This window comes from Agromyces capsici (assembly GCF_058349965.1).
In genome coordinates this window covers 1,979,177-2,003,517 of sequence record NZ_JBYRET010000001.1, presented here as the reverse complement: position 1 = coordinate 2,003,517, position 24,341 = coordinate 1,979,177, and the positions used below count along the sequence as shown (strand labels likewise).

The 24,341-nt window shown below is 72.5% G+C and carries 19 protein-coding genes; 6 read left to right on the top strand and 13 right to left on the bottom strand.

Translation table 11 applies throughout. The features are described 5' to 3' along the window. Positions 1–121: 121 nt before the first annotated feature. Together AC3RKB_RS09455 and AC3RKB_RS09450 are read left to right on the top strand one after the other, a co-directional pair. On the top strand, positions 122–1,420 hold the full coding sequence (locus AC3RKB_RS09455) for an ABC transporter substrate-binding protein (protein ID WP_491435826.1): 1,299 nt from the start codon (positions 122–124) through the stop codon (positions 1,418–1,420). A 93-nt stretch (positions 1,421–1,513) separates the two neighbouring features. Continuing rightward, positions 1,514–3,688: a glycoside hydrolase family 3 N-terminal domain-containing protein gene (locus AC3RKB_RS09450; RefSeq protein ID WP_491435825.1), complete on the top strand. Its 2,175-nt coding sequence runs from the start codon at positions 1,514–1,516 to the stop codon at positions 3,686–3,688. Here AC3RKB_RS09450 and AC3RKB_RS09445 read toward each other — a convergent pair. The 8 genes from AC3RKB_RS09445 to AC3RKB_RS09410 form a co-directional block, all read right to left on the bottom strand. Continuing rightward, positions 3,681–5,159 (bottom strand): family 43 glycosylhydrolase, encoded by a 1,479-nt coding sequence (locus AC3RKB_RS09445; protein WP_491435824.1) that lies wholly within the window; start codon positions 5,157–5,159, stop codon positions 3,681–3,683. The genes AC3RKB_RS09450 and AC3RKB_RS09445 overlap by 8 nt on opposite strands. Further along, positions 5,152–6,102, bottom strand: a complete 951-nt coding sequence (locus tag AC3RKB_RS09440) for an alpha/beta hydrolase (RefSeq protein ID WP_491435823.1) — start codon at positions 6,100–6,102, stop codon at positions 5,152–5,154. Before AC3RKB_RS09440 ends, AC3RKB_RS09445 begins: the two co-directional genes overlap by 8 nt. Continuing rightward, positions 6,099–7,574 carry a C-glycoside deglycosidase beta subunit domain-containing protein gene (locus AC3RKB_RS09435; protein WP_491435822.1) on the bottom strand — a complete coding sequence of 492 codons (1,476 nt, stop codon included), beginning with the start codon at positions 7,572–7,574 and terminating at the stop codon, positions 6,099–6,101. The genes AC3RKB_RS09440 and AC3RKB_RS09435 overlap by 4 nt, the downstream gene beginning before the upstream one ends. A 48-nt stretch (positions 7,575–7,622) precedes the next feature. Beyond that, positions 7,623–8,924, bottom strand: coding sequence for a C-glycoside deglycosidase beta subunit domain-containing protein (locus AC3RKB_RS09430; RefSeq protein WP_491435821.1), 1,302 nt, complete (start codon positions 8,922–8,924; stop codon positions 7,623–7,625). A gap of 32 nt (positions 8,925–8,956) precedes the next feature. Continuing rightward, complete coding sequence (locus AC3RKB_RS09425; protein WP_491435820.1) at positions 8,957–10,552, bottom strand: GMC oxidoreductase; 1,596 nt, start codon at positions 10,550–10,552, stop codon at positions 8,957–8,959. Positions 10,553–10,572: 20 nt separating this feature from the next. Next, positions 10,573–12,066, bottom strand: a complete 1,494-nt coding sequence (locus tag AC3RKB_RS09420) for an MFS transporter (protein WP_491435819.1) — start codon at positions 12,064–12,066, stop codon at positions 10,573–10,575. 128 nt (positions 12,067–12,194) lie between these two features. Beyond that, entirely contained in the window at positions 12,195–13,007 is an 813-nt protein-coding gene (locus tag AC3RKB_RS09415; RefSeq protein ID WP_491435818.1) for a hypothetical protein, read from the bottom strand. Next, positions 13,004–14,044, bottom strand: coding sequence for a Gfo/Idh/MocA family protein (locus tag AC3RKB_RS09410; protein ID WP_491435817.1), 1,041 nt, complete (start codon positions 14,042–14,044; stop codon positions 13,004–13,006). The genes AC3RKB_RS09415 and AC3RKB_RS09410 overlap by 4 nt, the downstream gene beginning before the upstream one ends. Positions 14,045–14,161: 117 nt before the next feature. Here AC3RKB_RS09410 and AC3RKB_RS09405 point away from each other — a divergent pair, with 117 nt between their 5' ends. The 4 genes from AC3RKB_RS09405 to AC3RKB_RS09390 all read left to right on the top strand — a co-directional run bounded on the left by AC3RKB_RS09405 (position 14,162) and on the right by AC3RKB_RS09390 (position 18,976). After that, entirely contained in the window at positions 14,162–15,430 is a 1,269-nt protein-coding gene (locus AC3RKB_RS09405; RefSeq protein ID WP_491435816.1) for an ROK family protein, read from the top strand. Between the two features lie 65 nt (positions 15,431–15,495). After that, positions 15,496–16,371: a ThuA domain-containing protein gene (locus AC3RKB_RS09400; RefSeq protein ID WP_491435815.1), complete on the top strand. Its 876-nt coding sequence runs from the start codon at positions 15,496–15,498 to the stop codon at positions 16,369–16,371. 12 nt (positions 16,372–16,383) lie between these two features. Further along, positions 16,384–17,763 carry a restriction endonuclease subunit R gene (locus AC3RKB_RS09395; RefSeq protein ID WP_491435814.1) on the top strand — a complete coding sequence of 460 codons (1,380 nt, stop codon included), beginning with the start codon at positions 16,384–16,386 and terminating at the stop codon, positions 17,761–17,763. A gap of 277 nt (positions 17,764–18,040) precedes the next feature. After that, a complete protein-coding gene (locus tag AC3RKB_RS09390) occupies positions 18,041–18,976 on the top strand; it encodes a LysR family transcriptional regulator (protein ID WP_491435813.1) in 936 nt (311 codons plus the stop codon). A 9-nt stretch (positions 18,977–18,985) separates the two neighbouring features. On the opposite strand, the gene AC3RKB_RS09385 is transcribed toward AC3RKB_RS09390, so the two are convergent. The 5 genes from AC3RKB_RS09385 to AC3RKB_RS09365 all read right to left on the bottom strand — a co-directional run bounded on the left by AC3RKB_RS09385 (position 18,986) and on the right by AC3RKB_RS09365 (position 24,260). Continuing rightward, positions 18,986–19,969: a fumarylacetoacetate hydrolase family protein gene (locus AC3RKB_RS09385; protein ID WP_491435812.1), complete on the bottom strand. Its 984-nt coding sequence runs from the start codon at positions 19,967–19,969 to the stop codon at positions 18,986–18,988. After that, a complete protein-coding gene (locus AC3RKB_RS09380) occupies positions 19,966–21,051 on the bottom strand; it encodes an amidohydrolase family protein (protein WP_491435811.1) in 1,086 nt (361 codons plus the stop codon). Before AC3RKB_RS09380 ends, AC3RKB_RS09385 begins: the two co-directional genes overlap by 4 nt. Next, a complete protein-coding gene (locus AC3RKB_RS09375; RefSeq protein WP_491435810.1) occupies positions 21,048–22,181 on the bottom strand; it encodes an FAD-dependent oxidoreductase in 1,134 nt (377 codons plus the stop codon). Before AC3RKB_RS09375 ends, AC3RKB_RS09380 begins: the two co-directional genes overlap by 4 nt. A 37-nt stretch (positions 22,182–22,218) precedes the next feature. After that, a complete protein-coding gene (locus tag AC3RKB_RS09370) occupies positions 22,219–23,157 on the bottom strand; it encodes a cyclase family protein (protein WP_491436804.1) in 939 nt (312 codons plus the stop codon). Positions 23,158–23,261: 104 nt separating this feature from the next. Further along, positions 23,262–24,260, bottom strand: coding sequence for a fumarylacetoacetate hydrolase family protein (locus AC3RKB_RS09365; protein ID WP_491435809.1), 999 nt, complete (start codon positions 24,258–24,260; stop codon positions 23,262–23,264). Positions 24,261–24,341 lie beyond the last annotated feature (81 nt).

Genomic DNA, 24,341 nt, shown 5'->3' with positions numbered 1-24,341 from the left:
ATTGCCCCACATAACCGATACTAATGTCAGAATCGTGCGAATGTGTGTCAGGCTGGTCCCACGGCCGAGCGCCGTGCCAGCCTCCCAGAGCTGGCGACAACGACGTCATGAAAGGGTCGAAATGCCACAGCACGCACCGCACCCCGCAGCCAAGCTCCGGTGGTCGCTCCTCGCCGCACCGGTCGCCGGTGCACTGGTCCTCGCCGGCTGCGCCGGCGGGAACGACGACGGAGGCGACTCCGCCGGCGGCTCCGCCGACAGCTTCTCCGTCATGGTCGCCCAGGCCAACGACACCGATGACGCGTACGCGCAGCTCCTCGAGCAGTACTCGGAGGAGACCGGCGTCGAGGTCGAGGTCATCCCCTACCCGTCCGAGGCGTACAACACGCAGGTCACCACGCAGCTGCAGGGCGGCAACGCCGCGGACGCGATGATCCTCTCGCCGGGCACCGGCCAGCCGATCTCGGTGATCACGCTCGCCGAGGCGGGCTTCCTCGAGCCGCTCGACGACACCTCCGCGGGGATCATCCCCGAGGGCACCGAGTCGCTGTACCAGGTCGACGGCGAGACGTACGCCCAGCCGACGTCGCTCCAGCCGGTCGGCCTCGTCTACAACCCGGCGGCGGCCGAGGAGGTCGGCATCGACGAATTCCCGGCGACGTACGAGGACCTCCTCGACGCCTGCGCCACGGCGCGCGACGGCGGCAAGAGCTTCCTCGTGATCGCCGGTTCGGTCCCGTTCAACACGGGCCTCTTCTCGCAGATCCTCTCCGCGACCCGCGTCTACGAGGAGACCCCCGACTGGAACGAGCAGCGCGCCGCAGGCGACGTCACCTTCGCCGACAGCGGATGGCGCGACGCGCTCGAGGACTTCGTCGAGCTGAACGAGGCGGGCTGCTTCCAGGACGGCGCCGCGGGCGGCACGTTCGACAACATCACCAACGGCATCGGCGGCGGCACGGCGCTGAGCGCGCCGGTCCCGGGCTCGGCGGCGAACTCGATCAACGCGGGCGCGGGCCTCGAGACCGACGTGCGCGCCTTCCCGCCGGCTGACGGCCAGGGCGAGTACACGATGGCCTCGGCGAACTACGCGTGGGCGATCAACGCCGCCGCCGACGACGACGTGAAGGCTGCGGTGCAGGAGTTCCTCGACTGGGCTGCGGAGCCGGAGCAGGCGAAGACCTTCGCCGACATCTTCGGCGCCGTGCCGATCACGGGGGCGGCCACGGACGAGCTCCTGCCGATCTACCAGCCCATCGGCGGCCTGCTCGAGTCGGGTGCCTTCACGGGTCTGCCCAACGCCACCTGGCCGAACCCGGCCGTGTACGAGGCGCTCGGCGCCGGCGTGCAGGGTCTGCTGACCGGCCAGACGACGGTCGACAGCATCCTCGAGGAGATGGACGCCGCCTGGGATCAGTGACCCGGGTCGCACCATCCCACCACTGACGGATCGCCGCTCGGGGCCTCGCGCCCCGGGCGGCGATCCGCGTCCCGCCCACCGGAAGGAGCCCGCGTGTCCCCCAGTCCTCGCGTCCGCGCCCTGCTCGACGAGCTGACCCTCGCCGAGAAGCTCGGCCAGCTCCAGATCGTGTTCCGCCCTCGCGCGGAGGACGCCGCGCAGCTCGTGCGCGACGGCGTCGGCTCGGTGTTCTGGCCCCGCTCGGCCGCCGCAACCAACGAACTGCAGCGGGTCGCGGTCGAGCAGACGCGGCTCGGCATCCCCTTGCTCGTCGGGCTCGACGTGATCCACGGGCAGCGCACCATCGCACCGGTCCCGCTCGCGCAGGCCGCGAGCTTCGATCCGGCGATGGTGCAGCGCCTCGCCGGCCTCGCTGCGGCCGAGGCCCGGTCGGGCGGGGCGAACTGGACCTTCTCCCCCATGCTCGACGTCTCGCGCGACCCCCGCTGGGGTCGCGTGGTCGAGGGCTTCGGCGAGGACGTGCACCTGACCGCGGAGCTGGGCCGGGCGATGGTTCGCGGGTACCAGGGCGACTCGCTCGCGTCACCGGACGCGATCGCGGCGACCGCGAAGCACTACGTCGCGTACGGCCAGCCCGAGGGCGGGCGCGACTATGACGCGGCGGATGTCTCGGAGCACCGCCTGCGCAACGTGCACCTCGAGCCGTTCCGCGCCGTCGTCGAGGCGGGCGCGGCCTCCGTCATGGCCTCGTTCAACACGGTGGCTGGGCGCCCCATGCACGCCAACCGGCGACTGCTGACCGGCGTGCTCAAGGATGAGTGGGGCTTCGACGGGGTCGTCGTCGGGGATGCCGACGGCGTGCGGAACCTCATTCCACACGGCGTGGCCGCCGACCTCGCCGACGCCGTGCGCCTCGCCTACGCCGCCGGCCTCGACGTCGAGATGGGCGGCGCACCCGCCGAGCTCGATCCGTCGGAGCTCGCCCCGGGTCGGCTCGACCCCGCCCGGGTCGACGACGCGGTCGCACGCGTGCTCGCGCTCAAGGAGGCGCTCGGGCTCTTCGATGACCCCTACGTGCCGGAGGCCGACGAGCGCACCGAACCCACTGACGAGAACAGGCGGATGGTGCGGGTCGCCGCCGCCCGGTCGTGCGTGCTGCTGAAGAACGACGGCACGCTGCCGCTCCGCTCGCCGCGGCGTGTGCTGCTCACCGGCCCGTACACCGATTCGACCGATCACCTCGGCGCCTGGGTGCAGTCGTTCGCCGCACCCGCCCGCAGCGTCGCGGACGAGTTCCGCACGCGCTTCCCCGACGCCGACGTGCGGGTGGTGCCGGGGGTCGGCTTCCTCGACGAGGATCCCAGCGGCATCGCGGACGCGGCGGCCGCCGCCCGCGAGGCCGACGTCGTCATCGTGCTCGTCGGCGAACCGGGCGCGCTCTCGGGCGAGGCGGCCTCGCGCAGCGACCTCCGCCTGCCCGGCCGGCAGGCCGACCTGATCCGGGCGATCGCCGACACCGGCGTGCCGTTCGCGGTCGTGCTCGAGAACGGTCGGCCGCTCGTCGTCGCAGACTGGATCGACCGGGCGCCGGCGGTGCTCGAGGCGTGGCACGGCGGCACCGAGGCCGCGGGCGCCATCGTCGACGTGCTCGCGGGCGACGCCGATCCCGCAGGACGCCTGCCCATGTCGTTCCCGCGCTCGGTCGGCCAGGTGCCGGTGTACTACGCGCACGAACGCACCGGGCGCCCGGCGACCGTCGGCGGCTCGCTGACCGAGACCGCGGAGGACGTCGGCCTGCACGGCCCCGACAACGTGCACGAGAAGTACACGTCGAAGTACCTCGACCTCGAGCTCGGGCCGCAGTTCGCGTTCGGGCACGGATCGGGGTACGCGTCGTTCTCGCACGGCGAGCCGCGGCTCGACCACGACGACCGCTCGCTCGACGACCTGCGTCGCGGGCGGCGCATCGCGCTCGACCTCGACGTGACCAACGCGTCCGAGCGCGCCGGCGACGAGGTGATCCTCGTCTTCGTCGAGGACGTCGTCGCGAGCGTCGCTCCGCCCGTCCGCCGGCTCGTCGCGTTCGAGCGCCGCACGCTCGACGCCGGCGAGACCGCGACCTTCTCGTTCGAGCTCGGCGAGCCCGACCTGGGCTTCTGGGCAACGGATGGCGCGGACACGCGCTTCGTCGTCGAGCCCGGCGTGTTCCGCCTGCACGTCGGCCCGACGCTCGAGCGCACGCGAGCGGTCGAGCTCCAGGTCAGCTGAGCGGGCGGTAGCGCAGGTCGCGGAAGCGCGCCTCGCCGTCGCCGCTCGCGTAGATCGCGGGCCGGAGGCTCTGCAGGTCGCCCATCGTGTTGGCGTGGTAGCCGGACGTCTCGTACCGGATGGCGTGCCGCACCCAGTCGCCGCCCGGCAGCCGGTACCACGACGTGACCGTGTGCTCGTCGTTGCGGATCCGCAGCTGCATCCGGCGCGTGGGCGGTGCCGGCTCGCGCCAGTGAGTGCGCAGCCCGCCCGAGTAGCTCGACATGCGGTCGCCGTCGATGCCCATGCCGCAGAAGAGCCGGTCGTTGAAGTACAGCAGCAGGCCGGCCTCGACCGTGCCGTTGCCGAGCAGCTCCGCGTCGACCTCGATCTCGTACGAGTGGTCGCCGGTCACGAGGCAGAGCGGCGACGTTCCGGCCGGGCCGTCGCCTCGCGCGCGCAAGACGAGCCCATCGCCGTCGAGTCGGAGCCGTTCGGCTTCGCCCGGCGATGGCGCATGGAAGGTCCACCGCTCGCCGAGCCGGAACGCGCCGGCGTCCTCGACGAAGCCCGCCGACGGGCGCTGTGGCGCGGCATCCGTGGGCGCCGTTTGCGGCGCACCGATGTCGTCGGCGATCGCCACGGGCCATCCGTCGTCGGTCCAGTCGATCGGCTCGAGCAGCACCTGCCGGCCGAGCGTGCGAAAGCCGTGCTCGTAGCCGTGCGAGAGCATCCACCAGGCATCCGCCGGCCCCTGCAGGATCGTCGCGTGACCGCGTGACCACCAGCGCTCCGCGGCATCCTGGGTTCGGGCGATGGGGTTGCCGGGGTGGTTCTCCCACGGCCCGTGCACCGAGCGCGATCGGGCGACGATGACCATGTGACCGGTCGCCGGTCCCGCCGTGCCGCCGACGGCGCTCACGAGATAGAACCAGTCGCCGCGACGGAACAGCTTCGGGCCCTCGAGCGCGTACGCCTCGGTGACCCAGTCGTCGGGGTAGCGCCATCCGTCGTAGACCTGCTCGAGCTCGCCGATCGTGGCGAGGCCGTCGTCGGTGAGCCGCACCATGCGGATGCCGTTGACGAAGAGGTAGCGGTTGCCGTCCTCGCCGACGACGTGGCCGGGGTCGATCGCCCCGCGGATGCCGAGGTCGATCGGCTCCGACCATGGGCCGCGCATCGACGGCGCGTGGATCACGAAGATCGACGGCTCGGTGAGCTCCGACCACGGCGTCGGGATGAACGGGATGTAGATGAAGTACCGGCCGTCGTGCTCGGCGATGTCGACCGCGAAGGTGTTGCCGAGCGGCTCGGCGAGCGCGGAGCCCTCGAACGTCCAGTTCACGAGGTCGGTCGAGCGGTACAGCGGCAGGCCGGGCGCGGCCTGGAACGACGAGTACGTCATCCAGTACTCGTCGCCGACGCGGATCACGGCCGGGTCGGGCCGGTCACCGGCGAGCACCGGATTGGTGAAACGCACGGCGTCAGCCATGGTTCCGGATGTCGCGCGCGACCCAGTCCGCGACGGCGGCGATGGTGCGCAGCGCGCCCTCGTCGCCGGGGTGGTCGATGTGCCCGTGCGCGGCGCCCGCCTCGACGCGGACCTCGACGTCGACGCCGGCCGCGGCCAGCGTCTCGGCGAACCGCTCGCCCGACGGGCGCAGCTCGTCGCGCTCGCACACCACGATGAACGTGGGCGGGAATCCGTGGCCGTCGCCGAGGCCGGCGAAGGCGTGCGGGTCGGCGAGCGCGGCCTCGGAGCCGGCGTAGTTCAGGGTGAGCTGGCCGTGCGGCGACGCGAGATCCACATCGGCTGAGGCATCCGGCCCGTTCGGGTGCAGGACCGGGTAGACGAGCACGAGCCCAGTGGGCACGGGCTCCCCCGCGTCGCGCAGCCGGGTCACCGCACCCGCAGTGAGTGCGCCGCCGGCGCTGGAACCGCCGAGCAGCAGCGACTCGGGCGCGACGTCGACGAGGTCGGCCGTGGCATCCGTCACGAACCGCCAGGCGGCGAGCACGTCGTCGGACGGCACCGGGAAGTGCACGTCGCCGAGGCACTTCGCGTAGTCGACCGCGACGACCGGGATGCCGCGCGCCGCGAGCTCATGCGCGACCCAGTTCGACTCGGGCATGTCGAGGTGTCCGCCGATGAACGCGCCGCCGTGCACCCACACGAGCGCGCGGCCGGTCGGCGTCGCCGTGTCGTCGCGGTAGGCCCGGATCGGCACCGGCCCATGCGGGCCGTCCACCGCGCGATCCTCGGTCTCGACGCGCGCGAGGTGCGGGAAGCGACGCACGAGCGACGCGGTGTCGACGTCGGTGCGCGGGTCGGCGGGCTCGCCGTGCTCGGCGAGCCAGCGGATGGCGTCGGGCACCGGCATCCGCCGGAAATCGGGCAGGCCCGCGGTGTCGGCCTCCAGCGACGCCTCGGTCATGCCGGCTGCACCGCCCGCATGCTCGCCCGGATGAGGTCGTGCTGGCGGCGAACGAGCAGCAGCGGGTCGACCTCGCCGAGCTCGGCGAACGCGTGGCCCTCCCACTCGCTCGACCAGTAGCCGCGGTAGCCGCCCTCGACGAAGACGCGAACGAGCTCGGGGTAGTCGATCGCGGGCTCCTGGCCCTGCTCGTCGATGTCGTAGAACTTCGCGTGCACGTGCAGGATCTGCGGCATGATGTCGGCCCACTCGCGCGGGTCGACGTGGCCGTGCATGTTGAACGCGAGGTGCGCGAACGAGCCGAGCCGGCCCGGGTCGAAGTCGCGGCCGCGGAGGTAGCCGATGAACTGCTCCTGGCGCTCGCGCATGGGCGCGTCGGTCGCCCAGATCGCCTGCAGGCGGTCGACCGCCTCGTCGTCGAGGCCCGCTCGCGAGACCGCGCGCAGCAGCGTCGGCGACATCGCGTGCATCGTCGACGAGAAATCGGCGACGAAGCCGAGCAGCGGCGAGTCGAGCTCGGCGTACGTCTCGCGCACCTTCAGGATCGGGTCGGCGTTCGGCCCGAGCGGCGCGTGGATCTCGTAGGCGAGCTTCAGGTCGAGCCGCTCGGCGACCGGCAGCAGTCGGCGCAGCAGCTCGGGCTTGGCGGACTGGATGCGCACGAGCGGGAAGCCGAGCCGGCTCGCGCCCTCGAACATGAGCTTGGAGAACTCGAACTCCTCGTCGGGCGTCATGTCGCGGTCGCGACGACGCCCCATGTCGAGGTTCGCGCCGAACGAGCTCGCGTCGAACCCGTGCCGGTCGAACGCGTCACGCCAAGTGCGCACGAACTCGTCGGAGACCACCGGGTAGGTCGGCAGCACCTGCGACGCGACGATCTCGATGCCGGGCCCGATCCCGAGCTCGGCGACGCGGTCGAGGAGCCCCGAGAAGTCGTACCAGCCCGCGCGGAACTCCGCGCTCGCCGAGTAGAGGGTGAGGCCGAGCTTGAACGGGTCGGCGTCGGTCGCGGGCGGCGGCGGAGCGACATCCGTCACCAGCGCGGGCGCCGGCGCGTCGCGGTCGGTGGCCGTCAGCGTCAGCGACTGGCGCACGAAGTTGGGCACGTACATGCCCGGTCCGCCGTCGGGGCCCGGCGCGATCTGCATGTACGGCAGGCGCAGCTCGCCGACGATGCCGACCTCATGGGTCTCGCCGAGCGCGACCGACTCGGCGCGGCGCGCGATGAGCAGCGGGTGCGCCTGCAGGTACCAGAGCACCTCGCTCTGCTGGGGCAGCTCGTCGAGCGCGTACCGCACGCCGCCGAGCTCGAACGCGAGGTCGCCCTGCGGCACCTCCTCGCCGTCGATCGTGAGGCGCAGCGTCGACACCGACGAGAGCCAGAGGCTGCGGTACCACGGCAGCGTGAGCGAGAGCGCGAGGCCCTCGGGGTGGGTGCGCAGGCTGTCGGCCTGGATGAGTCCGTTCGGCATGGTCCGTGTCCTGTCGTTCTCGGTGGTTCGTGGGTCGGATGGCGCGGCTCAGAGCCCGGCGGCGATGCGGCGGATGAGGGAGTGCTGGCGTCGCACCTGTTCGATGGAGCGCCACGGCTCGCGCTCCCCCTCGTACTCGCTCGAGAGGTAACCGGTGTAGCCGGCATCTTTGAGCGCTCGGAGCACGGGCTCCCACGGGATCTGCTGGTCCTCGAGGTGCTCGTCGATGTCGTGGAACTTCGCCTGGATGAAGACGACGTACATCGCGATGCCGGCGATGTCGGCCGGGTCGACGCCGATTCCGTCGAGGAACGCCGGGCGCTGGCCGGGAAGCTCGCCGGGTCGCAGCGGGATCGGGCGGTCCTGGAAGATGCCCGTGTCGAGCAGCAGTCCGAAATGCTTCGTGCCCGTGCGCTCGATGAGGTCGATGTAGTCGTCGACGACCGGGTGCTTGATGGGCGTCGGCGAGTGGATCTCGGGGCAGATCACCACGTCGAGCTCGGCGGCGAGGTCGAGCGAGCGCTCGACGGACTCGGTCCAGATCGGGTCGGGCACGAGGTCGCTCGAGACGACGCCGATCTTCGGCCGCACGAAGCGGAAGCCGAGGCGCTTCGCGAGGCGCAGGTCGCGCTGCAGCATGCCCGCGCCCTCCTCGGCCGTGAGGCGCCGCGCGTTCGGTCCGCTCGAGTGCAGGCGGGTGTCGATCCACGAGCCGTAGTTGGTGGGCTCGAGGCCGTACTGGTCGAGCAGGGCGAACCAGCGGTCGATCCACTCGGTGGTCGGCTCGGGATAGCCCGCGATGTGCCCTTCGCCGAGGATCTCGACGCCGGTCGCGCCCACGTCGGCGACGTGCGCGAGCGCGGTCTCGAGGTCGAGCACCGTGCCGTAGTCGGTCATGTAGCTGTACAGCGAGACGCCGTACTTGAAGGGCCCGCCGTCGCCATCCGATGAGAGCGTGATGTGCCGGGCGACGCGATAGGTGCTCGGCTGGTGCTCCTCCGGGATGTACGACATCCGCAGGCGCAGCTCGATCGCGACCTCGTGCGTGCCCTGCGGCAGCCCGCCCTCGAGCGGCACGGTGACCACGGCGGCCTCCTCGAGCGGCCAGCGCACGCCGTCGGCGTCCCACAGCTCGGCGAGCGTGTACGTGCGCCCGCCGAAGGTCCAGCGCGGCACCTCGGGTCCGACGTCGACGAGGTCACCGACCCGCACCGCGATCCCGTCGATGAGCGAGGCCGCCATGCCCCGGTACGACGGCATCCGCACGCGGAACTGGAAGCCGGTGACCCGGTCGCCCTCGCGGACGTTGCGGAAGCCGGTGGACTGGATGAGGTCTCGCTCGAGCAGCATCGTCGCTCTCTCTCGTGGTCGGTGCGGTTCGATCAGGCGGTGACGGATGCCGCGGTGCGGGCCGAGAGCTCCTCGACCGCCTTGCGCGCCCCGCGCACGGCGATCGCGACGCTCATGAGCGTCGGGTTCATCGCCGTTGCGGTCGGGATGAGCGCGTTGCCGCCGACGACCAGGCCGTCGACCCCCCACACGCGCGACCACGGGTCGGCGACCGAGGTGCCGTCGTCGGCCGGGCCCATGCGCATGGTGCCCTGGTAGTGCAGGCTCGAGCCGTTCGGCATGAGACGCGGCTCGGCGACGAAGGTGCCGAGCGCCTCGCCGGTGCGACGAAGCCGCTCGGTGGCGGCCTCGATCTCGGCGGTCTCGCGTTCGGTGAGCTCGTACTCGATCGTCATGTTCGGGAAGCCGCGGTAGTCGGGCTCGGCGTCGTCGAACGTGACCGCGTCCTCGTAGCGCGGGAACTTGCGCATGCCGTAGCCCATGTTCACGTAGCCCCAGCGGTTCCTCGCGAGCGGATGCTCGGGGTCCATGGGGAAGGGCGTGGTCTCCGAGTACATGACCTGGAGCGAGAAGGGGTGGTCGGGCTCCGAGAAGGGGATGCGGTTCACGGCGGCGACGGGGTCGGCCGCGTTCGCCGAGCGGCGGGCGAGCTCGGCATCGAGCTCGTCCTCGGTCGCGTAGCGACTCATCCGCTCGCCGTCGAGCGCGACGGTCGAGATCACGACGGGGTGCTCGGTCAGGTAGTGGCCGAGCGCCTGCGGACGGATGCCCGACGCCCAGAGCAGCTGCGGCGAGCGGAACGCGTCGGCGGCGACCACGACCAGGTCGGCTGGGACGAACGCGGTCTGCTTCGTGCGCAGGTCCTCCACCGTGACGCCCGTGACGCGATCGCCGTCGCGCTCGATGCGACGCACGAGCGAGAGGTCGCGCAGGTCGAAGCGTTCGGCGAGCGGGTGCCCGGGCTCGATCAGCGGGCCGAGCACGGCGTCGGCACCCGCCCAGCGCATCGTGCCGTCGGGCTGCGGGTCGCCGGCGACGGGCAGCGTGCCCGGGCCGTAGCCCTCGGGCAGCTCGCCCGCGTACTCCTCAGCGAGGAGCGAGCGGATGGCGCCACCCACCGCCGAATCGGCGAAGGCCGCGCTCTGCGCGTGGAGCAGCCCCTCGGCCGTCTCGATGAGGTCGTCCCACTCGTCGTCGGCGATGAAGTCGACCTTCTCGCTGAACGCAGGGCGCGGGATGGCGCAGGTCCAGTGCGCGCCCTGTCCGCCGACGTTGGTCGCACCAGCCGCGGCCGGGAAGGTCGGCGCGTGCGCCGACCCCTCGCCGCCGAAGTCGAGGAGGTGCGTGCCCTGGCGGGCCGTGAACATGCCCTCGACCACGGTCGCGGCCGGGATGCCGAGCGACTCGCGGAACGCGCCGGCCTGCGGCCCCTGCGACCGCTCGCGGGCGCGGGCCTTCTCGTCGGGGTCGGCGATGTTGCGGACGCTCTCGCCGGGGCGGTCGGTCAGCTGCGGGCCGGCCTCGAACATGATCACGCGGGCCTCGGGAAGGCCCTCGAGGAGCAGGCGGGCGTAGGCGGAGCCGATCGGCCCGCTGCCGACGACGGCGATGGTGGGGTGGTGCGACATGTGCGTCTCCTCTTCGAGTCTCACGCGGTGGCGGGTTCGGTGGCAGGTTCGGTGGCGGATGGCGCCGGCTCGTCGGAGAGCCGGCCGGGCGGGAGCAGGATGGCCGCGACGATGCCGATCGCGTACGTGATCGCGAGCGCGGCGAAGACCGGCACGAAGACGTCGCCGTAGATCTGGGCGACCTCGGCCTGCACGGCGGGTGCCGAGCCGTGCACGACGTCGGGCGTCAGCGACGAGGCTTCGAGCGACGCGGGCAGCTGCGCGGCGACGCCGGCGCCGATCACGCCGCCGATCACCGCGGTGCCGAGCGTCGAGCCCATCTGCCGGACGAGGTTCGTGGTCGCGGTGATCGTGCCGGTCTCGTTGCGCGGCACGGCGCCCTGCACCACGGCGATGACGAGGCTCATGAACGATCCGGTGCCGATGCCGACGGCGAACATCACGACCATCGGCACCCACAGCGGCGTGCCGACGGGCAGCAACGCCATGGCGAGCAGGCCGGCGGCCGCGAGGGTCGTGCCGAAGATCGTGTACCCGCGGTAGCGGCCGGTGCGGCTGGCGAGCCATCCGGTGCCGAGGTTCGAGACGAGCATGCCGAAGACCGTCGCGATCGGGACGAAGCCCGACACGGTGGCGGTCGTGCGGTAGGCCATCTGGAAGTAGGTCGGCAGGTAGGCCGTGACCGAGAACAGGCCGATGCCGATGATGGCCGACAGCGCGATGCCGGCTGCGACGGTGCGGTCGGCGAAGAAGCCGAGCGGCACGATCGGCTCGGGCGCACGCAGCTCGATCAGGAAGAACGCGGCGAGCGCGATGCCGCCGAACGCGAAGGCCACGACCGCAGCAAGCGCCGACGCGGGGTCGACGACCCAGGTCACGCCGAGCACGAGGGCGACGAGCGCAAGCGTGAACGTGACGGCGCCCGCGATGTCGAACCGGCGCGGCGTGGTCTCGACGTGCGGGATGGCAAACACGGCGAGCGCGAGTGCGACGAGGCCGAAGGGCAGGTTGATCCAGAACACCCACGACCAGCCCAGGTAGTCGGTGATGAGCCCGCCGAGCACCGGCCCGACGAGGATGGCGATGGGGAACGCCGCGCCGATGATGCTCATGTACCGCGGCCGCTGGCGCGGGGTCGTGACGTGCGCCACGATCGTCTGCGACATGAGCTGGATGCCGGCGGAGCTCATGCCCTGCGCGATGCGCGCGATCACGAGCTGGGGCATGTCCTGCGCGAACCCGCAGGCGAGGGAGGCCGCGAGGAACACGACCACGGAGGTGAGGAAGACCAGCCGGGGCCCGACGAGGTCGCCGAGCTTGCCGAGCACGGGCAGCAGGACGGTGCTCGCGAGGGTGTAGCCGACGACGACCCAGCTCATGTGCTCGAGCGCGCCGAGCTCGCCGGCCACGGTGGCGAGCGAGGTGGCGACGATGGTGTGGTCGAGCGCGCCGAGGAAGGCGACGGTGAGGAGCGAGGCGACGAGGAGGCGGAGCCGGAGGGGTGAGAGCGACATACGTGGAATGCCCGAACGATCGAGCCGTCGACGCGACCGGATGTGCCCTCGCTCGCAACCTCACGGCGAGGATCGGATCCCGGGGGATCCCGACGTCATGTCGATTCTAGGCGATCTTTAGTTAGAAATCAACTAAAGATCTGCAGCCGGCGCCATTCGGACACGATGGCGTCGGCCGCGATCGCGTCCCGGCGGAGGTCCTCGAGGTCGGTCAGCCTGACGAGGCCCGCAGGACCCGCCGCCGGGTCGACCGGTGCGAGGACGCGGATGGCGCGCCGCAGTGCGGCGCGCGCTCCGGACTCGTGGAGCGCGGGCGACGCCATCCGCCCGCGCGCGGTGCTCGTCGAGAGCTCGCATCGCCCGAGCGGCGCGTCGAGCTCGAGCTCGGTCGTGGTCTCACCCAGCGCCCGGATCCGCAGCACGGAGCCGCCGGTCGTCGCCGCGGTCGCGATCAGCGATCCGACGGGGCGCTCTCTCCCGTCCGCGAGCAGGAGCGCGGCGCCGCCGGTCGCGGCGACCGCCATCGGCGCGCCCGCGAGTGCGCGCATCCAGCCGATCGCGTCGCGGACGAGGCCGGGCAGGTCGGCGGGTTGCGCACGGCACTCGGCGACGAGCACGCGCGGTGCCGCGCCATCCCGCGCCCCGACCGCCTGCGCGACGAGGTCGTGACGGAGCCGTGGACGATGGACCAGCACCGGGATGTCGGCGCGCGCCGCGAGCGCGTCGATCGCCTCGACCGGCGCGCTGGCCGGATCGGCGACGAGCACCGCACGCGCGCCGCCGTCGGCGGCGTACGCCGCGGCATCCCACCACCCATCGCCGCAGTCGACGACGACGAGCGCGCCCCGTGGGGCGTCCGCCGTTGCCGCGCTGTGCGGCAGGCCGGCGACGGCTGCCTCGAAATCGGGCAGTCCCGCCGGGACGTGGACGCGGGCGGTCATGCGCCGGCTCCGGCGCGCACCGCGGCGGCCGCCGCGTCGGCGAGCTCGATCGCATAGAGGGCGTCGTCGAGGAGCTCGTGGTACTCCGTGGTCGCCGAGCCGTCGAGCAGCTCCGCGAGCGCACGCCACTCGCGGAGGTAGCCGTCCTCCGGGTCGCGCGGGAAGGTCGTGGTCCGCAGGTCGCCGCCGCGCACGCGCACCCCGGCGCTGCCGGTGTGCACGAAGGCGGGCGGGAACTCGACGTCGAGCCGGTCGGTCGACGTATCGATCGTGATCCGCCAGACGGGGTCGGGGCCGTCGGGCACCATGACGGCGACCAGCTGCACGGGGATGCCGCTCGCGCGGAACCCGATCGCGTACCCGATCGGCGCAACCGGCACGGCGAAGTCGACGCCCTGGATCTCGGGCGCCAGGTCGCGGACGGCGGGGAGGTCGTGCACCGCCAGCCCCAGCACCAGCTGCCGGACCACGCCCGCGGCGACCGCCGGGACGGCGAGGTCGGGCGCGCCCCGCCCGGGCGCCGCCGACGGCGCGAGCTCGGTGACGGCGTCGTGGAACCGCCCGTTCGGCGGCAGGGCCACCGTGGCCGAGATCGCGCGGACCTCGGCGCGGAGTGCGACCAGGTGACGCTTGGCGCGGTCCCAGGCCGGGTCGTACAGGTGGTTCGTCGCGACGACGAGCGGCACGCCCGCGTCGCGGCACGCCTCGATGATCGCGTGCGCATCGTCGGCGTTCGTCGCGAGCGGCTTCTCGCACAGGATGCCGCGGACGCCCGCGGCGATGCTCTCCCCGATGTGCCGCGCGTGCTCGGCGGGCGGGCTGCAGATCGCGACGACCTCGACCGCCGGGTCGGCGAGGAGGGCGGCGGTGCCGCTCGACGCGGCGGCGCCGCTCCGGGCAGCGAGCCCGTTGGCACGGCCGGAGCCGCCGTCGGCGAGGTGCACGACCCGGAACCGGTCGGCGAGCCGATCGAGGGTGGGCAGGTGGAGCGCCGAGACCCCCGGCCCCGCGCCGATCACGCCGACACCCCGTGCCATCCGCCCACCCGCCTTCGTCGCAACTTTGGCCTCGACTATACAAAAGTTCGTGCGACTTCGGTCGATCGTTGCGGGAAATCGGTGTCCAGCGGCGTTCGTTGTGTCAGAATTCAGTGCATGACACGCGAGTCCACACTGCGGTTCGGGGCCCAGACCGACGAGGTCACGAGCCTCCTGCGCATCGTCAACCTCGTCCGCACCGGCGAGGCCACGACGCGCCCCGAGATCGGCCGGCTCACCGGCCTGGGGCGCGGCGTCGTGACCCAGCGCGTCGACCAGGCGATCGAGATGGGCTTCCTCGCCGACGGCGAGTTCGCCCCGTCATCCGGCGGCCGTGCGCCCCGCACGCTGCGGTTCCGCTCGGAGCAGGGGCGGATCATCGTGGCCGCCTTCGGCGCGCTGCACATCCGCGTGGGCATCGCGTCGCTCGACGGCGACATCCTCGACGACCGCCATACCGAGTGGGACATCGCGCGCGGGCCCGCCGAGACCATCGACCGGGCCCTCGCGATGCTCGACGAGATCCTCGCCGCCCACGACGACGTGCCGGTGTGGGGCGTCGCGGTGGGCATCCCCGGGCCCGTCGACTTCGACAGCGGCCGGCCCGTCGCTCCCCCGATCATGCCGGGGTGGAACGGGTTCGACATGCGCCGCCGCTTCGAGGAACGCTTCGACGCGCCGGTCTGGGTCGACAACGACGTGAACCTGCTCGCCTTCAGCGAGCGCTCGCGACGGCCCGACGAGCGGCTCGACCTCATCTTCTTCAAGGTCGGCACCGGCATCGGCGCCGGCCTGCTCTCGCAGGGACGGATCCACCGCGGGGCCAACGGCGCGGCCGGCGATGTCGGCCACGTCCGCGTGCGCGACTCGGAGTCGCCGTGCCGATGCGGCAAGATCGGCTGCCTCGAGGCGGAGGCCGGCGGATGGGCGCTGGTGCGCGACGCCGAACGGGCGATCGAGGAGGGCGCGACCGGCGCGCTGGCCCAGCTCGTCGCGGAGGGCACCACGCTCACGCCCCAGCTCATCGCGATGTCGGCCATGAACGGCGACGCGCTCGCGATCTCGCTCATCCAGCGCTCGGCGCGCCTGGTCGGCGAGTCGATCGCGGCCCTCGTCAACATGTTCAACCCGTCGGTCATCGTCGTCGGCGGCGCGGTGTCATCGGCGGGCGAGGTGTTCCTCGCCGAGGTGCGTCAGCGCGTCTACGAGCTCTCGCTGCCGCTTGCCACCCGCGACCTCAGCATCGTCCGCTCGCTCGGCGACGAGAAGGAGCCGCTGCGCGGCGGCGCCGAGATGGTGCGCGAACAGCTGTTCGAGGCGACCTTCCCGCGGTGGTTCGCCGAGGGGCGACCGCTCATCCGCGACGTCATGCCCGTGGCATCCTGATCACTTCTTCCTTTTTCTGACATAAGGGCGTATCTTTCAGTCTCAACGAGACACGAAGGAGTGCCATGCCCGAGCCGACCATCCGCACGCTCATCGTCACCGGGATGACGGACGTCCATCACGACTGGCGTGCGACGACGCCGGCGCTGAAGGAGTTGCTCGAGGGCACGGGCCGCTTCGAGGTTCGCGTCACCGAGGAGTTCCGCGGGGCGACCGCCGCGACGCTCGAGCCGTACGACCTCGTCGTCCTGAACTACTACGGCCGGCGCGACCCGTGGCGCGACGTGCCCGAGGAGCGCTTCGGCGAGCAGGCCGAGCGGGCGCTGTTCGACTTCGTCGCGAGCGGCAAGGGCCTCATCGCCTACCACCCGACGCTCGCCGGCGGCGTCGGCTGGGACCCGGAGTACGAGCGACTGCTCGGTGGCGTCATGCGCGAGGACACCTCGCGCCGCGCCCCCAACAACGACTTCATGATCCACACCGCCGACGAGCACGCGATCACCACCGGCTGGCCCGCCGAGTTCCCGCATTACGGCGACGACCTCTACGTCGGCCTGAAGTGGCCCGAGGGCGTGAAGAAGACCATCCTGCTCACCGGATGGGACAACCCGCTGCGCTACACGCAGGTCCCCTCGCAGTGGCGGGCCCTGCCCGGCATGGGCGAGGAGCACCCCGTCGCCTGGACCGTCGAGTACGGCGCGGGCCGCTCGGTCTCGATCGGCATCGGCCACAACGTCGCCGCGATCGGCCACCCGGCGTTCCGGGCGCTGTTCCCGCGCAGCGCCGAGTGGGCCGCGACCGGGCAGGTGACGATCCCCACGCCCGACAACCTCGGCGAGCCCGTCGAGGGCGGCGACTGGTGGCCGACCACGCTCGAGCCGATGGTGCGGCAGATGTTCGACGAGTGGGTCGCGGCGGGCGAGCCCGCCACCCAGAAGTAGGCGGCGCCGCCCATGAGCCTGCCCATCCTGCTCGACGATGCCCTCGTGCGCACCCCTGACGGGTTCGGGCTGCGCCTCAGCCTGCCGTGGATCCGCTCACTGCCGGTCGCGAGCCTCTCCGACCTCGCGGTGTCGATCGACGGCGCCCCGGCGACGGATCTCCGCACCCGACCCGACGGCGAGTGGTGGTTCCTCCAGGACCGGCTCGTCGTCGAGGGTTCGCTTCCCCTCGACGACGGTCCGCGCGTGGTCGCCGTCTCGTTCCGCCTCGCCATCCCCTACCTGCAGGCCGGTCCGGATACGCCGCTCACGCTGCCGTTCCACGTCCAGCGCACGCTCTCCGTGGGTCGAGGAGCGCGCAGCGCGTCTCGAGACCCGAACCTCCCCACCGCCTGGACTCTCGCCGCGAGCGCGTTCAACTGGACCCCCGACGTCGTGCGCGCCGACCGACCCGCCGCCGATATCGCCATCGACGTCGTGCGCGAGGGCGTGGCATCCGTCATCGAGATCGAGCCGGGCCAGATCTGGCGCACCTTCCCCGAGCCCGCTGACGCCGAGGTGGACGCGTTCCGCGCGTCACTCGAGGCGGTCGGCGGCACCGTGAGCATCGCCGGGGCGAGCCTCGACGACTGGACCCCGTCGGGCCGACGCCGCGACGACGACGAGCGTCTCGCCTTCCTGCTGCCGCAGCTGCGCGCAGCCCGCCGCGTCGGTGCGACCGGGGTGCGTCTTCCGATCGGCCAGGCCGGGCCCGCGCTGCTCGTCCGGCTCGTCCCCGTGCTGCACGAACTCGACCTCGTGCTCTTCGAGGAGGCGCAGGGCCGCCAGACGCCGAGCGACCCCGACACGGCTCGCGCGCTCGACGCGATCGCCGCGCTCGAGGACCCGCACGTGCGCGTGCTCGTCGACATCAGCATGCTGATGCCGGCGCTGCCGGTGACCTACGTGGCGGCCCTCGAGGCCGCCGGTCTCGATCGCGCGTTCCTCGATCGTGTGGCGTCCGGATGGCGCGACCCCGCGATCGTCGACGTGCTCGTGTCGGCGCTCCGCGCCGGCGAGGTCCCGCCGCCCGCGCACGCCCTGTTCATGGACATGCTCGTGCGCTTCGGCCGCTCCGACGCGGCGGTGCTGCGCGACATCCTGCCCCTCGTCGGCGGGTTCCACCTGAAGTTCTGGGACCTCGACGACACCGACGGTCGCGTTTCGCAGCCGATCCGCGACCTCGGCGCCGTGCTCGCCGGTTCGGACTTCGCCGGCACGCTGTGCAGCGAGTGGGGCGGTCACGAGTGGCTCGAGGCGGACGCCGCGGACATGACGCGGCGCCATCTGGCGCTCGCCGCCTCGTCGCTCACGGAGGGCGCAGGCGCGGCGACGCGCGCGGTCCGCGCATGAGGCGCATCCCGGTGCCGACGCTGACCCGCGTCATCGTCGACAACGACTTCGCGGGCGACCCTGACGCGCTCGTCGCGCTGGCGCACCAGCTGCTCACCGAGTCGACGGAGGTGGCGGCTCGGGTGGAAGGTATACGACGGATACTTTTCTCCCACTGTCGCGAGAGGGAACGTGTCTCGCGAATTGGGTGCCCATAACGGGCTGCGATGGCCTAGCGCGCGGAATAGATGGGGTGGATAGACTGAGGGTCCGACCCCAGCCGAAGGAACACAGCGACGTGTCCGACTCCCAGCCTCCCCTCTCCCGGCTCGACCTCAACCTGCTCGTCTCGCTCGACGCGCTGCTCACCGAGCGAAGCGTGACGCGTGCGGCCGAGCGGCTCCACCTCAGCCAGCCGGCGCTCAGCGCGTCGCTCGCCAGGCTCCGCACGCACTTCAACGACCCGATCCTCGCCCGCTCCGGGAACACGTACGAGCTCACGCCGCTCGCCTCGCGGCTGACCGAGCACACGGCCGCCGCACTCGACGCCGCGCGCCGCGTGTTCGAGAGCTCGGCCGAGTGGGACCCGAGCCAGTCGACCCGCGAGTTCGCGATCTACGGCTCCGACTACAGCGTCGCCACGACGGGCCGGCGCGTCGCAGCGCTGGCCGCCGAGCGCGCACCGGGCGTGCGCTTCCGGTTCATGATGCACAACCCCCAGATCGTCGACGAGGCGGTGAACCGACTGCGCGGCGCCGATGCGCTGCTCATGCCGCACGGGTTCCTCACCGACCTGCCGTACACCGACCTCTGGAACGACACCTGGGTCATCATCGCCTCCGAGGGCAACACGGCGATCTCCGACGGCGTGACGCTCGAGGACGTCGCACGTCTGCCGTGGGTGTTCACCTACCTCTCGCGGTCGGCCTTCACCTCGGCGACGCGTCAGATCCAGCAGCTCGGCATCGAGCCGCGCGTCGAGGCGGTCGTCGAGAGCTTCCTGCTGCTACCCATGTTCGTCGAGGGCACCGACCGGCTCGCGCTCGTGCAGAAGGGCCTCGCCGAGCACGCGGTGCGGACGGCCGACGTGCGGATCTACGAGCCGCCGTTCGACGCGACGCCCATCCACAACGCGATGTGGTGGCATCCGGTGCACCGCCGCGACCCCGAGCACGAATGGCTGCGCGGCCTGTTCGTCGAGGCGTCGGCCGGACTGGGCGACGCGTCGGCCTGAGGCCGCTCGTCAGGCGCGCTCGCGGGCGCGCGACCGCGGGCGGGCCGCCGGGATCTCCGGGACGGGCCGGGCGCGCCCGACCGTGTTGCGGATCTCGCCGATGCCCTCCACGCGCATGACGACCTCGTCGCCCTCGGCGAGCGGCGGCGGCGTCAGCTCGCCCGCGCGTCCCCACAGCTCGGCGAGGCAGCCGCCGTTGCCGGCCGTGCCCGAGCCGAGCACGTCGCCCGGCACGACCCGGGAGTCGCGCGACGCGTAGGCGACGAGGTCGCCGAATGGCCAGCCCATGTTCGAGAGCAGGTCGTGGCCGATGCGCTCGCCGTTGACGAGGACCTCCATGCGGATCGGCAGGAAGCCCTCGTCGTCGACCAGCCCGGCGAACTCGTCGGCGGTCGTGATCCACGGCCCGAGCGTGGTCGCGAAGTCCTTGCCCTTGGCCGGGCCGAGGCGCACCTTCATCTCGCGGCCCTGGATGTCGCGCGCCGACCAGTCGTTGAAGATCGTGTAGCCGAAGACGTGCGCCGCGGCATCCGCCGGGTCGAGGTCGCGCCCGTCGGAACCCGCAACCCCGCCGATCACCGCGCCGACCTCGAGCTCGAAGTCGAGCCGCTCGGTCGCGGGCGGCCGCACCTCGTCGCCGGTCGCGATGATCGAGTGCGGGTTCGTGAAGTAGAACGTCGGGTACGTGTACCACTCGTCCGCGACGTGGCTCGCGCCGTCGACCGACGCCGTGACGCCCTCGACGTGCTCCTCGAACGCGACGAAGTCCCGCACGCTCGCGGGCACGAGCGGCGCGAGCAGCTCCATCTCGCTGAGCGGCCGGGCGGATGTCGCGGCATCGCCCTCGGTCTCGGCGACGAGTGCGGGCAGCTCCGCGAGTCCGGCCGCGAGCACGTCGGCCACGGTCAGTCCGCGCGGGAACGGCACGACGCCGTCGCCGATCACGAACCCCTCGCCGACCGCGCCGCGATACGTCCAGCGCGCGATCCTCATGCGGCTCCCCCCGCGGCGACCGCGCGGACCCGGCCCTGCGGCAGTCGCGCGCCGAGCAACTCACGGGCGTTTTCCGACAGGACGGCGCGCTCGTCGGCCTCCGCGAGGCCCGCCTCGCGCACGCGCTCGACCGGGTCGTCGACGCCCATGTCGAACGGGTAGTCGGTGCCGACGAGCACGCGGTCGGCACCCGCGGCGTCGACGAGGGCGCGCAGCGCGCCCGGCGTGTGCACGAGCGAGTCGAAGCGCAGGCGTCGCAGGTACGACGACGGGAGCTCGCGACATCCGTGCGCCTCGGGCCGCACCTGCCACGCATGGTCGGAGCGACCGAGGAACGTGGGCAGGTACCCGCCGCCGTGGGCGGCGACGAGCTTCAGGCGCGGGTGCCGGTCGAGCACGCCCGCGAAGATGACGTGCGAGAGCGCGACGGCGTTCTCGACGGGCTGCCCGACCGTGTTCGAGAGGTAGAAGCGGTCGAGCCGCTCGTCGAGGCTGCAGCCGAACGGGTGCAGGAACACGATCGCGTCGAGCTCCTCGGCGCGGGACCAGAACGGCTCGAGCCGCTCGTCGGAGAGCTCGACGTCGCCCGCGAACGACGACAGCTCGACGCCCGCGAGCCCATTGGCGAGCACCGCGTCCTCGAGCGCCGCCACCATCAGGTGCGGATGCTGCAGCGGCACGAGCCCGAGCCCGAGCAGCCGGTCGGGTGCGCCCGCGACATGCTCGGCGATCGCGCGATTCGCCTCGCGCGCTGCCCACGCCGCGACCTCCTCGCCCGCCCAGGGGTAGTAGTGCGACGGCGACGGCGAGACGACCTGCACGTCGACGCCCTGCCGGTCCATCTCGGCCAGGCGCGCGTCGAGCGAGGTGAGCAGCGCCATCCGCTCGCCGATCATTCGGCCCGAGGCGGCGAGGCTCTCGGGGCCGTTGCGCCGCGCCTCGAGCGCCTGCGCGGCGCCGAAGCCCTCGGGGTCGCGCGCGCCGACCGCCTGCTGCAGGGCCGGCAGCAGCAGGTGCGCGTGCACGTCGACGACGGGCGCCGGCCCCGCGGCATCCGTCGACGTCGCTTCGCCGCCGCTCATGCGGGCTGGCTCACGAGCATGGCGATGCGCCGCATGAGACCCGGCACGTCGGCGTCCTGCACGTGGTCGATCTGCCACTGCCCGAGCTGCACCGAGGCCTCGACGACCTCGGTCGCGCGCGGCAGGCGGCGCGCGTGGAACTCGTCCCACAGCGCCTGGTCGACGGCGTCGCGCTCGAGCAGCAGCTCGGAGAGCACCAGCGCGTCCTCGCCGGCCTGCGCCGCGCCCTGCGCGATCGTGGGCGGACAGCTGTGCGCGGCCTCGCCGATGATGACCACGCGGCCGCGGTTCCACGCGTCGGGTACCACGTGCTTCGTGAACCACGTGTAGTTCACGCGCGACGCATCGTCGAGCGACTCGCGGATCTCGTTCCACGGGCCGCCGTACGCCTGCGAGAGGCCCTTCATGACCTCCACGCCCTGCTCGGGCGAGAGCAGGTGCCGGTCCTGCGCCGGCTCGACGAGGTAGGCGTACATCATCTCCTCGCTCGTCGGGCAGTAGCCCGCGATGTAGACGGGGCCGCCGTAGTAGAGGTCGGTCTGCGTGACGTCCTTCGGACGCGGCACGAACGCGCGCCAGATGCCCATGCCCGTGCGCTCGGGCTCGACCTCGATGCCGAGCTGCGTGCGGATGTCGGAGTTGAGTCCGTCGGCGCCGATCAGGAGGTCGTAGCGGGCCGTCGACCCGTCGGAGAGCGTCACGTCGACGCAGTCGTCGTCCTGCGTGAAGCTCGTGACGGTCGTGCCGTAGTGGATGCGGGCGCCGAGCTCGGTGGCGCGGTCGGCGAGGATGCGGGCCAGGTCGGGGCGGTACATGCCCGCGACGGCCGGGTACTCGGGGCCGCCCGTGCGCGCGTCGGGGATCTGCGCGATGAACGGCGCGTCGGGGCCGGGGGCGCGCAGGCCGGTCTGGTCGAAGGAGTAGCCGGCGTCCCTCACCTGCTCCCAGACGCCCAGGCGGTCGAACACGCGCAGGGCGTTGCCCTGCAGCGTGATGCCGGAGCCGAGCGCCGACAGGTCGGGCTTCTTCTCGAAGACGTCGACGTCGACGCCCCCTTCGGCGAGCAGGATGGCGGCGGCGCTGCCGGCCACTCCGGAGCCGACGATCGCGACGCGGGAGACTGCGGTCATTGGTGATCCCTCCTTCGGGATGCGTTCGGGTTGCGGACTACTTCAGGGCGATGGGATTGACGGGCGAGCCGACCGCGCCGGTGATGGGCAACGGCGGGGCGACGAGCAGGAACTCGTACACGCCATCCTCGGCGCAGTCGGCGGCGAGCGCCTCGAGGTCCCACATCTCGCCGACCGTGAGCCCCATGTTCGGGATCACGACCTGGTGCAGCGGCTGGAACGCGTCGTCGAACTCGTTCGGCCGCACCTCGAAGCCCCATGTGTCGGTCGCGACGGCGGCGATCTCGGTGCGGTGAAGCCATCCGGCCGTCGTGAACGACAGGCCCGCGCTGGGTCCGCCGGCGTAGCCGTTCCAGCCCTCGCGCAGCGCGCGGCCGTACCGGCCCGTGCGCACGAGCACGAGGTCGCCGCGGCCGACGGCGCTCGTCGCGCCCTGGGCGTCGATGCACGCCTCGAGGTCGGCGACCGTGATCGCGTAGCCGTCCTCGAGTTCACCGGTGTCGGGCCGCAGGGCCCGGCCCACGTCGAGCAGCACGCCGCGGCCGACGATCGCGGATGCCGCGTGCTCGATGCCCGTGACCAGGTCGCCGTCGCTCGTGACCACCTGGCCGGCCGGGCGGCCGTTCCACGCGACGCCGCGGTCGAAGATGTGGCCGAGGCCGTCCCACTGGGTGGAGCACTGCAGCGGCATCGCGATCACGTCGTCGGCGCCGCCGATCCCGTGCGGGAAACCCTGGGTGCCGGCCGCCGCATCGGTGCCCGTGTCGAGCATGGTGTGCACCGGGTTGGTGCGTCGTCGCCAGCCCTGCTGTGGGCCGTTCATGTCGAACGGCTGCGAGAGCGAGAAGCTCGCGCCGCGGTGCACGAGGCCCGCGGCGCGGGCGCGCTCGGCGTCGCCGATGAAGTTCAGCGTGCCGAGCCGGTCGTCCTCGCCCCAGCGTCCCCAGTTGCGGACGGCCTCGGCCGTCTCGGCGATGTGGCGCGCGGGGTCGGTGCGGTCGAGGGCGGCGGGATCTTCCGTGGGCGTGGGGTGGGTTTCGAGACGGCGCTGGCGCGCCTCCTCAACCCGCAGGTCGTTCGTCACGGTGTCACCGCCTCGGCGACGGCGCGGACGGTCTGCGCGCCGAGCCCCTCGATCGCGCCCACCATTACGTCGCCGTCGCGCAGCATGCGGCCGTGGACGATGCCGTTGCCCGCAGGGCTGCCCGTGAGCAGCAGGTCGCCGGGCAGCAGCGGCATGTTCTGCGAGGCGCCGGCGATGAGGGCAGGCAGGTCGAAGAGCAGGTCGGAGGTCGTGGCATCCTGCATCGTCTCGCCGTTGAGGGTGAGCTGCAGGTGCAGGTCGTCCGCATTCGGGACGAACTCCGCCGGCACGAGGTACGGGCCGGTGGGCAGGAACCCCGGCGCGTTCTTGCCGCGGTACCAGTCGGTGCCGATCTCCTTCATGTCCTCGCGGAAGACGAGGTCGCGGGTCGTGACGTCGTTGACGATCGTGTAGCCGGCGACGTGCTCCATCGCGTGCTCGTGGTCGACCCGGTACGCCTCGCGGCCGATCACCACGGCGAGCTCGAGCTCCCAGTCGTGCTGGTCGCTGTACGACGGCAGCACGAGGTCGACGTCGTCGCCGACGACCGCGGCGGGCAGGCCGATGAAGAAGTACGGGGTGCCCTCGCGTGCGCGGCGGTCCATCATCTCGGCGGCCCACTCGCGCAGCTCCTCGATGGGGCGCGGGTCGTTCTTGGCCCGGCCCGCGGCGACGAGGTCGATCACGTGCGTGCGGTAGTTCGCGCCCGTCTGCAGCACCTGGCGCGGCGTGACGGGTGCGGTGAGCGTGACGTCGGCGAGCGGATGCCACGTGCCATCCGCCTGCTCGGCGACGCGGCGCAGCCGCTCCCACGACTCCGGCGCCGCGGCGAGGAAGGCGTTGAGGTCGGGTGCGCCGAGCTCGTCGGGGCCGATCTCGCGGACCCGGTCGCCCGCGACGAGACCGAGCACCGGTTCGGCGTCGCCCGCGACCCCGCTCGCGCGGAAGCGGACGATGGCGAAGGGTGCGGCCAGGCCGGCGGACGACGATGTCACGGGTGGGTCTCCAATCACGCGCGCAGCGGTGAGCGGCGTGGAACCAGTCAACCGCGTGCGCGGGTATCAGTGAAGGGCCGA